This window comes from Microbacterium sp. DWRC1-3 (assembly GCF_049896645.1).
In the GTDB taxonomy this organism is placed as follows: Bacteria; Actinomycetota; Actinomycetes; order Actinomycetales; family Microbacteriaceae; genus Microbacterium; species Microbacterium maritypicum.
Map to the genome: position 1 here is coordinate 629,655 of NZ_JAFCUS010000001.1, position 14,996 is coordinate 644,650.

General features: G+C 68.1%; 10 protein-coding genes and 1 pseudogene. 4 read left to right on the forward strand and 7 right to left on the reverse strand.

What is annotated here, in order from left to right; all coding sequences use genetic code 11:
• Positions 1 to 21: 21 nt before the first annotated feature.
• Together mnmA and ACP699_RS03055 are read right to left on the reverse strand one after the other, a co-directional pair.
• Complete coding sequence (gene mnmA / locus ACP699_RS03050) at positions 22 to 1,119, reverse strand: tRNA 2-thiouridine(34) synthase MnmA (RefSeq protein ID WP_082524208.1); 1,098 nt, start codon at positions 1,117 to 1,119, stop codon at positions 22 to 24.
• A 9-nt stretch (positions 1,120 to 1,128) separates the two neighbouring features.
• The gene (locus ACP699_RS03055; RefSeq protein WP_426169085.1) at positions 1,129 to 2,304 is read right to left on the reverse strand and encodes a cysteine desulfurase family protein; all 1,176 of its coding nucleotides are present in this window, start codon (positions 2,302 to 2,304) and stop codon (positions 1,129 to 1,131) included.
• 100 nt (positions 2,305 to 2,404) lie between these two features.
• On the opposite strand from ACP699_RS03055, the gene glgX reads away from it, so the two are divergent.
• The 3 genes from glgX to glgB all read left to right on the forward strand — a co-directional run bounded on the left by glgX (position 2,405) and on the right by glgB (position 8,816).
• Complete coding sequence (gene glgX / locus ACP699_RS03060) at positions 2,405 to 4,477, forward strand: glycogen debranching protein GlgX (protein WP_055868453.1); 2,073 nt, start codon at positions 2,405 to 2,407, stop codon at positions 4,475 to 4,477.
• Positions 4,478 to 4,542: 65 nt separating this feature from the next.
• A complete protein-coding gene (locus ACP699_RS03065; protein ID WP_400645351.1) occupies positions 4,543 to 6,615 on the forward strand; it encodes an alpha-1,4-glucan--maltose-1-phosphate maltosyltransferase in 2,073 nt (690 codons plus the stop codon).
• Complete coding sequence (gene glgB, locus ACP699_RS03070) at positions 6,612 to 8,816, forward strand: 1,4-alpha-glucan branching protein GlgB (RefSeq protein ID WP_151486318.1); 2,205 nt, start codon at positions 6,612 to 6,614, stop codon at positions 8,814 to 8,816. The genes ACP699_RS03065 and glgB overlap by 4 nt, the downstream gene beginning before the upstream one ends.
• 30 nt (positions 8,817 to 8,846) lie before the next feature.
• On the opposite strand, the gene ACP699_RS03075 is transcribed toward glgB, so the two are convergent.
• Positions 8,847 to 9,770: a tetratricopeptide repeat protein gene (locus ACP699_RS03075; RefSeq protein WP_218682342.1), complete on the reverse strand. Its 924-nt coding sequence runs from the start codon at positions 9,768 to 9,770 to the stop codon at positions 8,847 to 8,849.
• The gene (locus ACP699_RS03080) at positions 9,767 to 11,752 is read right to left on the reverse strand and encodes a glycosyl transferase (RefSeq protein WP_426169091.1); all 1,986 of its coding nucleotides are present in this window, start codon (positions 11,750 to 11,752) and stop codon (positions 9,767 to 9,769) included. The genes ACP699_RS03075 and ACP699_RS03080 overlap by 4 nt, the downstream gene beginning before the upstream one ends.
• A gap of 180 nt (positions 11,753 to 11,932) precedes the next feature.
• On the opposite strand from ACP699_RS03080, the gene ACP699_RS03085 reads away from it, so the two are divergent.
• A complete protein-coding gene (locus tag ACP699_RS03085) occupies positions 11,933 to 12,994 on the forward strand; it encodes an AI-2E family transporter (protein ID WP_426169094.1) in 1,062 nt (353 codons plus the stop codon).
• A gap of 268 nt (positions 12,995 to 13,262) precedes the next feature.
• Here the strand turns inward: ACP699_RS03085 and ACP699_RS03090 are convergent, their stop codons facing one another.
• The 3 genes and pseudogenes from ACP699_RS03090 to ACP699_RS03100 form a co-directional block, all read right to left on the reverse strand.
• Positions 13,263 to 13,985 (reverse strand): alpha/beta hydrolase, encoded by a 723-nt coding sequence (locus ACP699_RS03090; protein ID WP_164743668.1) that lies wholly within the window; start codon positions 13,983 to 13,985, stop codon positions 13,263 to 13,265.
• Positions 13,982 to 14,261: pseudogene (locus ACP699_RS03095) on the reverse strand (hypothetical protein). The gene ACP699_RS03090 and the pseudogene ACP699_RS03095 overlap by 4 nt, the downstream one beginning before the upstream one ends.
• A gap of 9 nt (positions 14,262 to 14,270) precedes the next feature.
• The gene (locus ACP699_RS03100) at positions 14,271 to 14,945 is read right to left on the reverse strand and encodes a transglycosylase SLT domain-containing protein (RefSeq protein ID WP_235562512.1); all 675 of its coding nucleotides are present in this window, start codon (positions 14,943 to 14,945) and stop codon (positions 14,271 to 14,273) included.
• Positions 14,946 to 14,996: the final 51 nt, after the last annotated feature.

Here is a 14,996-nt window from a genome sequence, read left to right on the forward strand (position 1 = left end):
GGGCACCGACACCCGAAGCGTCTACGCGCCGACGGGAACGGCCGAGACCGTGGTGTCGATCGTGAACTGCCCGAGCACTCGGGTTCCGATGTACAGCACGGCGGTCTGCCCTGGTGCGACACCGTCGAGCGGCAGCTCCGGGGTTACGCGTACCCCTTCGTCGGAGATCGCGGCGTGCGCGGCGACCGGCTCGGCATGGGCGCGGATCTGCACGTGGCACTCGAAGGATGCCTCGGTGGGTGCGGCGCCGGCCCAGCTGAACCGCTCCCCGGCGATCTCGGCGATCGCGAGGGCTTCTTTCGGACCGACCACGACGGTGTTCGAGACCGGGCGCACCTCGAGGACGAACCGTGGCTTGCCATCCGCTGCCGGGACTCCGAGCTTGAGGCCGCGGCGCTGTCCCACTGTGAAGGCGTGGGCCCCTTCGTGCGAGCCCACGACCTCTCCGCTGCGATCGACGATCTCGCCCGTCGCCGTGCCGACCTTCTCGGCGAGCCAGCCTCGGGTGTCCCCATCGGGGATGAAGCAGATGTCGTGGCTGTCCGGCTTCTGCGCGACGCTCAGACCCCGTGCCTCGGCTTCCGCGCGGACGATCGCCTTCGACGGCGTCGTGCCGAGGGGGAAGTATGTGTGCGCGAGCTGCTCGGCGGTCAGCACTCCCAGCACGTAGGACTGGTCCTTGGCGTTGTCGGACGCGCGGTGCAGCTCGAGACCCCGATCGCCGTCGATCAGCGTCGCATAGTGCCCGGTGCACACCGCGTCGAAACCCAGCTCGATCGCGCGCTCCAGGAGCGCGGCGAACTTGATCTTCTCGTTGCACCGCATGCACGGATTGGGGGTGCGGCCGGCCTGGTATTCGGAGATGAAGTCCTGGATCACGTCGTCGCGGAAACGCTCCGAGAAGTCCCACACGTAGAACGGGATGCCGAGCACGTCAGCGGCACGACGGGCGTCCAGCGCGTCCTCGATGGTGCAGCACCCACGACTGCCCGTGCGCAAGGTTCCTCCGGCCCGGGAGAGTGCCAGATGCACTCCGACCACGTCGTGCCCCGCCTCCACGGCTCGGGCGGCCGCGACGGCGGAGTCGACTCCACCGCTCATCGCCGCAAGGATCCGCATGCGACCAGTCTACGAGCGTGCGGCTGTGCCGGCGCCGGATGCGCGCGTGTAGGCCTCCGCGATCACGCCGAGCACCGCGTCGACGTCGGCGTCCGTCGAGGTGCGCCCGAGGGAGAAACGAAGGACGCTCCTGGCGTCTCGCTCGCTGCGCCCCATGGCAATGACGACGTGGGAGGGCTCGGCGACTCCCGCCTGACATGCTGAACCCGTCGATGCGGCCACCCCCGCGACATCGAGCAGGAACAGGAGGCTCTCCCCCACGGCCCCGGGGAACAGCAGGTGCGCGTTGCCGGGGAGACGCCCGATGGGATCTCCGAGGAGCTCGGCGGCGGGCACAGCCGCGCGGATCCCGCTGACGAGACGGTCGCGCAGCAGGCGCAGTCGGGCCGCCTCGTCCTCGCGTTCGTTCTCGGCGAGCTCGAGGGCGACGGCGAACGCGGCGGCTCCGGCTATGTCCTGCGTACCCGCGCGGAGACCGCGCTGCTGCGCGCCGCCACGAAGCAGCGCGGTGACGCGGGCGGAGCGGGCGGTGACGAGCGCTCCGACGCCGACAGGGGCGCCGATCTTGTGCCCGGCGAGACTCATCGCGACGAGTCCGACGCCGCTTGCGGCCTCGCCGCGCAGGGAGCGGAACGACAGCGGCACGTGCCCGAGCGCGGCGACGGCATCGAGATGGAGGGGGACGTGCGACACCGCTGCAGCCGCAGCGAGGGCACGGGCATCGTTGATCGTCCCGGCCTCGTTGTTGGCTGCGAGGGCGGTCGCGAGCGCGGCACCGGGTAACAGGGCGGCGAACTCCTCCGGATCGATCCGCGCCTCGCGGGTGACGAGCACCCGTCGCAGCTCAGCCCCTTCATCCACGAGCGCCGCGACCGTGTCCATCGTCGCGTGATGCTCGCCGTCGGGCAGCACGATGACCGATGATCCCGGAGGGCGGGCGTGCCAGAGTCCCTGCAGCGCGAGGTTGATGGACTCGGTGCCACCCGAGGTGAACACGATCTCGATCGGGTCGGCGTCGACCACCGCGGCGACACGCTCCCGTGACTCCTCCAGCAGACGACGGGCGTCCTGCCCGGGACCGTGCGTCGAGGAGGCGTTGCCGACCGTCTGCGACGCGGCCAGCCAGGCATCTCGCGCCTCGGGGCGCAGGGGCGTGGTCGCCGCGTGATCGAGATAGTGCCGCATCCTTCGATTCTCTCGCGAAACCGCAGTGAGAGGGTGCTCCCCCCTGGAACCGGGTACGCCCTGGCGCGAGACTGCGGCACATCACGCCTAGTGTGTACTCATGCCCGCGTCCCGAGACCTCGCCATGCCCGGCGGATCTGCCCTCGACAACCTCGGCGTTCGTCTGCACGACGGCGTCGGAACACTCCGTGTCTGGTCGCAGAACGCCTCATCGATCGAACTGGTCGTCTTCGACGCCACCGACCTCGACTGGGCGACCGACGAAGTGCCTCTCGAACGCCTTGCCGGAGGTATCTGGGAGGTCACCACCGAGCTCCTCCAGCCGGGAGTCCGCTACGCGATCCGCGTCGGCGGCCCGCACGGCCCGGGGAACACCTTCAACCCTGAGACGCTGCTGCTGGACCCGTACGCCCGCGGCCTCGCACAGGGCGACGGTTACGAGGAGTGGCGCTCGGTCGTCATCGTCGACGGGTTCGACTGGGGCGACTCGCACAAGCCCCGTGTCCCGCTGGATCGCACGGTCATCTACGAAGGCCACCTCAAGGGACTCACCAAGCGCCACCCCGATGTTCCGCCTGCTCTGCACGGCACCTACGCCGGTCTCGCACACCCCGCGATGATCGAGCACTTCCGCTCCCTGGGGATCACATCGATCGAACTGCTCCCGGTACATGCCTTCGTACCGGAGCCTCGCCTCCTCGAGCGCGGCCTCACCAACTACTGGGGCTACAACACGCTCAACTTCTTCACGCCGCACACCGCGTACGCGACCGAAGAGGCCCGCAAGGAGGGACCCGAAGCGGTCCTCGCCGAGTTCAAGGGCATGGTGCGGCTCCTGCATGAGGCCGGCCTCGAAGTGATCCTCGACGTCGTCTACAACCACACCTCCGAAGAGGGCATCGGCGGACCTCGATCGAGCCTGCGCGGCATCGACAACGCCACCTACTACCGCCAGGACGAGTCCGGCGTCTACATCGACACCACCGGATGCGGCAACACCCTCAACACGGCCACCGACGCCGGGGCCAGGCTCGTGCTGGACTCCCTGCGCTACTGGGCGCAGGAGATGCAGATCGACGGGTTCCGCTTCGACCTCGCCACGGCCATCGCCCGCGACGGCGCCCACACCTACACGCCGGAGCATCCGCTCCTCACCGCCATCGCCTCCGACCCGATCCTCGCCGACACGAAGCTCATCGCCGAGCCGTGGGACGTCGGCCTCGGCGGCTGGCAGACGGGCAACTTCCCGGCGGGGTGGCACGAGTGGAACGACCGCTACAGGGACAGGGTGCGCAACTTCTGGCTGAGCGACATCGACTACGCGCGTCGTGCCTCGGCCCCGGTCGGCATCGGTGGGTTCGCCACGCGTCTGGCCGGATCCTCGAACACCTTCAGCGAGGATCGTGGTCCGCTCGCCAGCGTGAACTTCGTCACCGCCCACGACGGCTTCACCCTCCACGACCTCGTCTCCTACGACGTCAAGCACAACGAGGCGAACGGCGAGCAGAACCGCGACGGCGCCGATATGAACCGTGCGTTCAACCATGGCATCGAAGGGCCGACCGACGACCCGACGATCCTCGCCGCGCGCCGCAAAGCCATGCGCAACCTGCTCGGCACTCTCCTGCTCTCGGCGGGCATCCCCATGCTCACCGCCGGCGACGAGGTCGGACGCACCCAGCGCGGCAACAACAACGCCTATGCGCAGGACTCGGCGCTGACCTGGCTCGGCTGGGAGTTCGAGCCCTGGCAGGAGGATCTGCGCGCCCATGTCTCCCGGCTGATCCGCCTGCGTCAGGAGAATCCTGCGCTGCGCCCCAGCCGCTACGCGCGACTCGGCGAACACATCCCCAACGCCTCGGTGATGGACTGGTACGACCAGAACGGCGAGACGATGGAGCAGGGCAAGTGGGCCGACCCCGGGAACCGGACGCTGCAGTACGTCGCTGCCTCCACACCCGACACCGAGGCCTACAACCGCATCCTGCTCATCGTGCACGGCACCGAATCACCGATCGATGTGCGTCTCCCCGAAGAGATCGAAGGCGCGACTCGTTTCGTGTCGCTGTGGTCGAGCGCCCACGAGCGCCCGTCCGACGAGCAAGAGGTCTTCGCGCCGGGTGATGTGCTGCCCGTCTCCGGAACCTCGATGAGGCTGTTCCGCGTCGAATGACCCCTGCTCCCGACGCACCACGCGGCGCGCTACCCGCGACCACGTCCGCGCGGTACATTCGGGAGGTGGCTGCACGTGCTGGTACTCGGTCCTCGGCTCTTCGGAGCCCCGCTCAGATCCCGGCGCGCGCCCTGGGTGAAGCGGATGCCCCCGGTGCGCTGCGGACGACCCGCATCCCTCTGCTCGATCCTTCCCCGGCTGTTCCGGGCGGATTCGCGCCGAAGGCCTTCGTCGGGGAGGTCGTTCCGTTCAGCGTGATCGCGTTCCGTGAGGGGCACGACATGATCGGCGTGCACCTCCGGCTCACCTCGCCATCCGGCGAAGAGAGCCTGCACCGGCTCTCCCCCCGCGACGACGGTACGGACACCTGGACCACAGAGATCGCCCTCGACGAGCAGGGGGCCTGGCTCTTCCGATTCGAGGCATTCTCTGACGACTTCGCGACCTGGGCACATGCGGCAGAGCTGAAGGTCGCGGCCGGCGTCGATGTACCGGTGATGGCCGCGCTCGGCGCCGATCTGCTCACCCGTGCCGCCGCGGAGAAGGACCGCCCCGCGGCACAGCGCAAGCGGCTGCTCGCCGAGGCCGCCTCGCTGCGCGACGGCGACGCCGCGACCACCATCGCCGTGTCGACGGACGCCGGACTCGCTCAGGTCTTCCGGGACCGCCCCGTCAGGACTCTGCGCTCCGCCGGACGCACGCAGAGCCTGAACGCCGACCGGCGCGCGGCCGGTGTCGGCGCCTGGTACGAGTTCTTCCCCCGATCCGAAGGTGCGAAGCGCCTGAAGGACGGCACCGTGAAGAGCGGCACCTTCCGCACGGCCACGAGACGGTTGCCCGAGGTCGCAGCCATGGGATTCGATGTCGTGTACCTGGTGCCGATCCATCCGATCGGGAGCACCAACCGCAAGGGACGCAACAACACGCTCACCACCGAGCCCGGCGATCCGGGCTCGCCCTACGCGATCGGCGCCGCAGACGGTGGTCACGACGCCATCCACCCCGAGTTGGGCACAGCCCAGGACTTCCGCGCCTTCGTGCGCGCGGCGCGGAAAGAGGGACTCGAGATCGCTCTCGATCTCGCCCTCCAGGCCTCCCCCGACCACCCCTGGGTGAGGGAACACCCGGAGTGGTTCACGACTCTCCCCGACGGGACGATCGCGTACGCCGAGAACCCGCCGAAGAAGTACCAGGACATCTACCCGCTGAACTTCGACAACGATCCCGCCGGCATCTATGCCGAGATGCTGCGGGTCGTGCAGCACTGGGTCGCGCAGGGCGTGAAGATCTTCCGCGTGGACAACCCGCACACCAAGCCGTTGCAGTTCTGGGAGTGGCTCATCGCGGAGGTGAATGCGGTCGACCCCGACGTGATCTTCCTCGCTGAGGCGTTCACCCGGCCGGCAGTCATGCGCGCGCTCGCCGCCGTGGGGTTCCAGCAGAGCTACAGCTACTTCACCTGGCGCAACACCAAGGCCGAGCTCGAGGAGTTCCTCACCTCGGTGTCCCACGAGACCTCCGACTACATGCGTCCGAACCTCTTCGTGAACACGCATGACATCCTCACCGAGTACCTGCAGTTCGGAGGCCGGGCCGCCTATCGCATCCGCGCCTGCATCGCCGCGACGGCAGGCCCCGTGTACGGCGTGTATGCCGGATACGAGCTGTTCGAGAACGTCGCAAGGCCCGGATCCGAAGAGAACATCGACAACGAGAAGTACGAATACAAGTTCCGCGACTGGGCGGGGGCCGAAGCCCGCGGTGAGTCCCTCGCTCCCCTGCTGCGGCGACTGAACGAGATCCGCGCCGCGCACCCCGCGTTGCAGCAGCTGCGCAACTTCCGCACGCACTGGAGCGACGACGACGCCGTCCTCGTCTACAGCAAGCACCTGGCGGCGCCGTTCACCGGCACCGGACGTGCGGACACGATCATCGTCGTCGCCAATGTCGACCCGCACTCGGTGCGTGAGACGACCGTGCACCTCGACACGACGCAGTGGGGCGTCCCGCTGGGCGAGCCCTTCGAGGTGGAGGATCTCCTCACGGGTGCGGTCTGGACCTGGAGCGACCACAACTACGTGCGGCTCGACGCCTTCGCCGAGCCGGTGCACATCCTGAAGGTGAGGGACCGATCATGAGCTACACGGAAGACGTCGCCGCATCCACCGAATGGGAGGCGATCTCCTCAGCCACCCACCATGACCCGCATTCCGTGCTCGGCGCGCACGCGCACAAGGACGCCGCGGATCGCACCGTCACGGCTATCCGCGTGCGACGGCCTCTCGCCTCCGAGGTCGCCGCCGTCTTCGGGGACGGCAGCCGACTGGAGCTCACCCACGTCGCGCACGGCATCTGGGAGGGGCAGCACAGCGGCCCTCCGCTCCCCTATCGGATCGCGACCCGGTACTCGGACCACGACGAGACGTTGTCCGGGGACCCGTACCGCCATGGGCCGACCCTCGGCGACCTCGACCTGCACCTCATCGCCGAAGGACGTCACGAACGTCTCTGGGAGGCGCTGGGGGCGCATGTGCGCACGTCCGACGGGGAGATCGGCGTCTCGTTCTCCGTCTGGGCCCCGAACGCCACTGCCGTGCGCGTGGTGGGTGACCACAACGACTGGAACGGCGAGGCCCACGCGATGCGCTCGATGGGCGTCAGCGGCGTCTGGGAGATCTTCATCCCGGGACTCCCGGTCGGCACCAGGTACAAGTACCAGATCCGCACCCGCGACGGCGCGTGGATCCTCAAGGCCGACCCGATGGCGCTGGCCGCTGAAGTGCCGCCCGCCACGGCATCGCTCGTCGCGACCTCCGCTCACACCTGGTCGGACGGGGCGTGGATGACGCGAAGGGCGGCCACCCACGCCGTCGCCCAGCCGCTGTCGATCTACGAGATCCACGTCGGCTCGTGGCGCGAAGGGCTCGGCTATCGCGAGATCGCGGATCCTCTGATCCAGCACGTGACCGATGCGGGCTTCACGCACGTCGAGTTCATGCCGTTGGCGGAGCATCCGTTCGGCGGATCGTGGGGATATCAGGTCAGCGGATACTACGCACCCACGAGTCGCTTCGGCAGCCCGGACGACCTGCGCTACCTGATCGACCGGCTGCACCAGGCGGGTATCGGCGTGATCATGGACTGGGTCCCCGGCCACTTCCCCAAGGACGCCTTCGCCCTCGCGCGCTTCGACGGCCAGCCGCTCTACGAGCACCCGGATCCTCGCCGCGGAGAGCACCAGGACTGGGGAACGCTCATCTTCGACTACGGCCGCCCCGAAGTCCGGGGGTTCTTGGTCGCCAACGCCCTGTACTGGCTCAAGGAGTTCCACGTCGACGGTCTCCGCGTCGATGCCGTCGCCTCGATGCTGTACCTCGACTACTCCCGCGAGCCCGGCGAATGGGAGCCGAACATCCACGGCGGACGCGAGAACCTCGAGGCGATCCGCTTCCTGCAGGAAGTCAACGCCACCGCGTACCGGCTGCATCCCGGAATCCTCATGATCGCCGAAGAGTCCACCAGCTTCCCCGGAGTCACCGCGCCGACCGATCACGCCGGTCTGGGCTTCGGCTTCAAGTGGAACATGGGCTGGATGAACGACTCGCTGCAGTACATCTCGCGGGACCCGATGTACCGGGGCCACCACGAGGGCGAGATGACATTCTCCTTCGTGTACGCGTTCGGCGAGAACTATCTGCTCCCGATCAGTCATGATGAGGTCGTCCACGGCAAGGGCAGCCTGCTCGCGAAGATGCCCGGGGACCATTGGCACAAGCTGGCTAACGTGCGCGCGTATCTGGCCTACATGTGGGGGCATCCGGGCAAGAAGCTGCTCTTCATGGGGCAGGAGTTCGGCCAGCTCGCCGAATGGTCGGAGGGACGGCAGCTGGACTGGTGGCTCCTCGATCAGCCCTCCCATGCCCAGCTGCAGGATTTCGTGGGCGTGATGAACCACACGTACCGGGCTCAGGCTCCCCTGTGGGAGCGGGACAACGACGCGTCGTCCTTCAGCCGTCTCGGCGCGCCGAGCTGGGACCCGACGGTGATCGCCTTCGAACGACGTGACGCCCACGGCGGGCGTCTGGTCGTCATCAGCAACTTCGCCGGAGTGGAGCGCACAGGGTACCAGCTCGCGCTTCCGCGGGAGGGCGTGTGGCAAGAGGTGCTCAACACGGATGCCGCCGACTACGGCGGACGCGGATCCGGCAACCTCGGACTGGTCTACGCGAAGCCGTCAGACGGCGCCGCACCGGTGGCCACTCTGACGCTGCCCGCGCTGTCGACACTCTGGCTGCGTCACCAGTCCGACGCCCACGTGCCGACCGTGAGCCACGGCTGATCGCGCGTCGGCGCCTGCCGCGCTGCTGTTCTAGAACAGCAGCGACGAGAGACGGTTGCGCGCCGAGACCACCCGCGGATCCTCCGCGCCGATGAGCCCGAAGAGCTCCACCAGACGCTCCCGCACGGGTGCGCGCTGGTCGGACGGGAGCTGCGCGAACAGGTCGAGCAGACGACCGAAAGCGTCATCGACGTGCCCGCCGGCGAGGTCGAGGTCAGCCACGTCGAACTGCGCCTGGACATCGAGAGGGGCTTCGGCGGCCGCGGCCCGTGCCGACTGAAGGTCGAGCCCCTGCACGCGGTCGAGAAGACGCACCTGTCCGAGACCAGCGAGCGCATCCTCGTCGCGAGGGTTCTCCGCGAGGGCCTTCTCGTACGCCTTGATGGCGGCCGCGTAGTCACCGACTTCGATTGCTGCAAAGGCCTCTGCGTGCAGCGGAGGAAGCTCCGGCTCCGCAGCAGGCGCGGGTTCCGCGCCCGCCTCTGCGACCGAGAGTGTTCCGGTCACACCGTTCTGCGCCGCCACCTGAAGCAACTGTGCGAACACGTCGCGCACCTGCTGCTCCGGGACGGCACCGGTGAACATCGGCACCGGCTGACCCGCGATGAGGGCCACGACCATCGGGATGGACTGCGCACGGAAGCTCTGCGCGAGCTGCGGGTTCGCATCCACATCGACCTTGGCGAGCAGGACGCGCCCGCCGAGCTCGCGCGTCACCTTCTCGATGATCGGACTCAGCTGCTTGCAGGGACCGCACCACTCCGCCCACAGGTCGACGACCACGGGAACGGTACGCGAGAGCTCGAGAATCTGTCCGAAGGTCTCATCGGTGGCGTCCACGACGAGATCGACGACCCCGGGAGCCGGCTCGCCCTCGGCAGGCGGTGTCGGTCGGTTGCGCAGGCTCGACAGGTCTACGGCGCCGCGGAGTGCGGCGGGAGAGATCTCACTCATTTGATCACCTTCACGGACAGGAGGTCCTGGTGTGCTGCCAGGAGGCGGATCTGCTCCGTCGATCCCTTGGCGGGGACCGAGAAGAACAGCTGGAACTCGTAAGTCGTCTCGACGCCCTTCGCGGACTCGGTCGCGTCGGTGAGCGCCTTGGCCTGGGCGTTGTCGCCGAAACGGATCGACACGTCTTCTCCCGTCGGCGTCACGGTCTCGGTATCGGTGAGGGTGACCGCGACGATCGCACCGCTGTCGAGAGTCGTCATCGAGATGGGCGCGTCCGTCGTCGAGGCCATGTCGAACGCGGCCTTCGACGTGTCGGCAGCGCCCTTGTCCGCGAGCGCCTGGATCACGGCCTGACGGCTGTCGGTGATCGATTTCGCGTAGCTGAGCGCCAGATCGTCGAACGTGTCGTACGACTCGCTCTGCTCTCCCTGATCCACCACGTCAGCGAAGGTCGCGGCGAGGTCGGCGGGCGCGATGGTGAGGAATGCGGAGTCGGACGGGACGAGAGACGTGCCGAGCCACGCGGCGGCGACCTCGGGGAAGACCGCGTCAGCCGACATCTCGGCGATGTTCGAGACTTTGTAGTTCGACCAGGGGTCTGCCTGCGTCATCGTCAACACGACGGGAGGCACGGTGTCATCGCCGGTCTTCGACAGCATGAGCACGGTGCGCGGCCACTGGTCGGTCGACTCCGGGAGCACCACCTCGACGTCATCGGTCGGGATCGCTGCGGGAGGCGCCGTGTCCGGGAGCTTCGTCCGCAGGGCATACTCGGTGGTCCGCGCAGCGAGTGCCGGTCCTTCGAAGCGTGTGGAGAGAAGGTCGAGGTCGAGCGCCGCGTCGGCTTCGCTGACAGTGCCGGCGAGTGACTTCAAGATGCGCTTGGCCTGCGCCTCCGTGACAGCGGGCGGCTTCTGGTTCTCCGGCGCGATCACCGTCGGGCTGGGTGATGGGGTGGGCGAGGCCTCCCCCAGCTGCGGCCAGGAATCCGACGAGCACCCGGCGGCGAGAATGGCCGTGAGCCCCAGAACCGGGAGTGCCAGCATGCGTCGTCGCCGAGGGGCCGGCGCCACGCGCATGGAGGTCTTGGCGTCGGGATTCTTGTTCTCGTCCACGATCTCCGCTTCTTCGACGTCTCCGTCTGCCGGTGCGGCGGTCTCGGGCGGAGACGCGCTGACGGCAGATCCGGACTCCTCGATCGCCGCACGCTCCGACGGAGGAAGCACGGCGATGTCGATCGGCTCGGTCGCGGGCAGCGGGCCGGGTCCCTTGCGTCGGGGTCCGCGTCCGCGGCGCTGGTGGCGGATCGCGAGCACGTACAGGATGAGGCCGAGCAACAGCACGATGCCGCCGGCGACCATGAGGGGTCCGGCCCACGGTGTCGAGTTGTCGAGCGGCCAGGAAACCACGATGTCGTCCGGCGCATCAGCGGTGCCGTCATAGGCGATCAGCAGGCTCGTGCCCTCGGGCAGCTGCATGTTGTCGGCGACGAGACGGTTGTCTTCGTCGAACGAGTCGAGCCAGAGGTCGGATCCCCGCGGATCGCGCCCTGCGGAACCGGCATCGCCCTCCGCCGGAGCGTCGGTCGCGCCGTCGACAGGGGCTTCGGTCGCGCCGTCATCCGGAGCGTCGGTCGCGCCGTCTTCGCTCGCCTCGGTCTCCGCTTCGACATGCTCGACGGCCAGATCGCCGCTCTTCTTCAGGGTGACCTGGTTGTAGTTGGAGTCGGCGAGCCAGGCCTTCATGTCGGCGGTCCGACCGTAGCTCCCGAAGATCTCGCCCTGTCCGCGAACGATCAGGGTCTGCGCGCCGGGATTCGCGCGGAGGACATCGCCGTCGATGAGCACGAACGGCGCCGGTTCGCTGATCTCGACCTGGGTCTTCTGAGTGTCAGGTCCCATGAAGATGGTGCGCTGGGCTATCCCCGCACCGATCAGCACCGCAGCCAGCACGAAGGCCACCACGGCCCATACGAAACGCACGAATAGTCTCCTCACGCATCACCGGCACCTGCCTGCGACGCAACACTCGACATTTCAGACTAGCGAAATCAGCTGTGTGTTGCCCACGAGCAGGTGCAGTGCCCGCTGGATCGGCACGTCGTCGGTGCCGGGGCCGGACGGCTGGATAATCTTGCTGCAGCCGTCACGAGGAGTCTGCACATGAAGATCCACAATCCCTTCCGCACCGCCCTGGTGGCGACGCTCGGCGTGGGGTTGGGCATCCTGCTGATCAACAGCGTGGAGAATCTGTCCACCGTGCTGCTGTACCTCGGCACGGCGCTGTTCCTGAGTCTGGGCCTCGATCCCCTCGTATCGTTCCTCGAGCGTCGACGGCTTCCGCGCTGGGCGGCCGTCCTCGTGACGATCCTGGCGGTACTCGGTGTCTTCGCGGGGATCGTGCTCATCGTGCTGCCGGTGCTCGTGGATCAGATCTCCCAGTTAGTCGCCCAGATCTCGACGATCGTGCAGCGAGGAAACCTGATCCCTGACCTCAAGGAATGGATCCAGGACGCCTTCCCGAACTTGCTCGTCGATGACGTGTTCACCTACATCACCAACTGGCTGACGAGCAATCTCGCGGAGATCGGCGGATCCATCGGCCAGGGTGTGCTCGTCGCCAGTGGCGCCGTGCTCGGTGGCCTGTTCGGCGCATTCATCGTGCTCATCCTGACGATCTACCTGACGGCCTCGACGCCCTCCCTCAAGCGAGCCGTCTACCAGCTCGCCCCGGCGTCCAAGCGCGACCGCTTCATCGATCTGTCCGAGCAGATCACCGACTCCGTGGGCTACTACGTCATGGGCCAGGTCTCGCAGGGCGTCCTCAACGGTGTGCTGAGTGCGGTCTATCTCTCCATCATCGATGCACCGTTCCCGGCCGTCCTCGCCGTGATCGCGTTCTTCTTCTCGCTCATCCCCCTCGTCGGAACCTTGACGGGTTCGACGATCATCGTGCTCGTCTGCTTGATCCCCGGGCTCGGATCGCCGGCGACGGCCATCGCCGCCGCGATCTACTACCTGATCTACATGCAGATCGAGGCCTACATCATCTCCCCACGCATCATGAGCCGTGCCGTCTCGGTGCCGGGAGCCGTCGTCGTCGTCGCCGCCCTCGCCGGAGGAAGCCTCCTGGGGCTGCTGGGCGCGCTCATCGCGATCCCCGTGGCGGCGAGCATCCTGATCATCTACCGCCAGGTGCTCATCCCCCGGATGAACGAGCTCTGATCCGAGGCAGTGGGCGCTTCGTCGTCGAACTGAGCGGCCATCGTCAGCTGCGTGTAGTCCGTGAGCCACAGCCCACCAGCTCCCGCGTCGACGGTACTCACCGCTTCACGCAAGGTCGGAGCGCCAGCGTGATCGTCTGCCACCGCTACGGCCTCATCAGCATCGTCCGGGCCGGGGTAGGCGACGAACAGGGAGCCCCCGCGCATCACGGGAGCACACTAGCCGAGCGCGGTCTCAGCGCGCCGATAGATCCCACCGTCGGAGACGCCTACTCGGCGACCGGCCACTGCGTCGCGAGAGGCAGGGCTGAGGGATTCACCGCCGCCACGATCTCCGTGAGCACTCGCCGGGTCTGCGTCTCGCCCACCCAGAGGTGCTTCCCGCCATCCACCGCGATCAGGGTGGCGTGCGGAATCGCTGCGAATCGTTCCCGAGCCTCTGGCGGGCGCAGGTAGTCGTCCAGCTCCGGCACCAGGACGATCACGGGGAGTCCGGTCGCCGCCCAGGCGGCGACCTCCTCCGGCGTCGCGCGGTGGAGGGGCGGCGAGAGGAGGATGATCCCCTCGATGTCGTGGTCCCGGCCGTACTTCAGTGCGAGTTCGGTACCGAAGGACCACCCCAGAAGCCAGGGACGCGGAAGCGCGCGATCACGGACGAAGTCCATGGCCGCCGCGACGTCGTGCCTCTCGGCAGCCCCGCCGTCGAAGGCGCCATCGCTCGTGCCTCGGGGCGATGTGGTCCCCCGTGTGTTGAAACGCAGGACGGCGAGGTCCGCGAGCGCGGGGAGGCGAGCGGCGGCCTTGCGGATGATGTGCGAGTCCATGAAGCCACCGGCCGTCGGCAGCGGGTGCAGCGTCACGAGGGTCGCCGTCGGCGGTACGTGCTCCGGCACGGAGAGCTCTCCGACCAGCGTCAGACCGTCAGCGGTCTTCAGCTCGATGTCTTCGCGTCGCGCCGGCAGCTCCAGCGGTCCTCGGATCTCGATGCTCATGCAAGTCTCCAACAGTGTGTGTGCCAATGCCGGCGTGCGGCGAGGTCGGCCGCGTCACCGAGCACCCCGTCTGCGCGCCAGGTGACCAGATGTGCCGTACCGGCCTCGCCCGCATCCGGGGCAGAGGTACTCCTTCTGCGCCTGCGCCGCGGACACGGGCTGCACGGTCCACTCACCACCGCGCCGGGTCTCCGTGCGCTTCCAGCCGGCGAGAAGACGATCGAAGGAGTCTTCGGGCTCAGGGCGCGCCGAAGGGCGTCTGCGGGAGCGGGGCATCGTGCCTGCTCACCACCAGTGGTTGTTGATCCAGAAGTTGTAGGCCCCCGACCAGCTGCCGTAGCGTCCGGTGGCGTAGCCGGTCGCCCAACGAAGGTTGTCGACCGGGTCATACCCGTTACCTGGCACCTTGCTGCAGGGAAGCGCCTGCACGAGACCGCAGGCGCCCGACGACTTGTTCGTCGCGTTCGGGTTCCAACCGCTCTCCCGCGAGACGATGTAGTCGACATACTGCCGGTCGCTCTCCGCGATACCGGCTGCCGCCATCCACTCCGCAGGGGCTCCGCCGCCGGTGTAGGGCGGAAGGGAGCCACCCGACGAACCACCGGACGAGCCCCCTCGTGGCGCAGCCGCGACGGTGGGTTCCGGAGCGGGCTTCGGCTTGACGTACACCTCGAAACTGCCGCGCACGACGGGCGCGATCGCGGCGCCCTCGACCGTGACGGTCAAGTTCTGCGTGTCGGCGAGTGCGAGTGAATACGCCGAATCCGGCGACTCCTGGGGTGCGGGTGCGGCAAGTGCCACTCCGGTCGGTGCGACCAACGCGCCGGCGAAACCGACGACCGCGAGGGCACTGACGACGCTGACGACGCCTCGGCTGCGGGACCGGCGTCGAGCACCCGCGCGCGCGGCGCCACCCTTCGCCGCGGGCACAGGCGAGAGGTCGCTTCTTTCGAGATTCATGTCGTTTCGGGAGTTCACGATGAGGGACAGTCTACGCAACAGAGCCTGGAT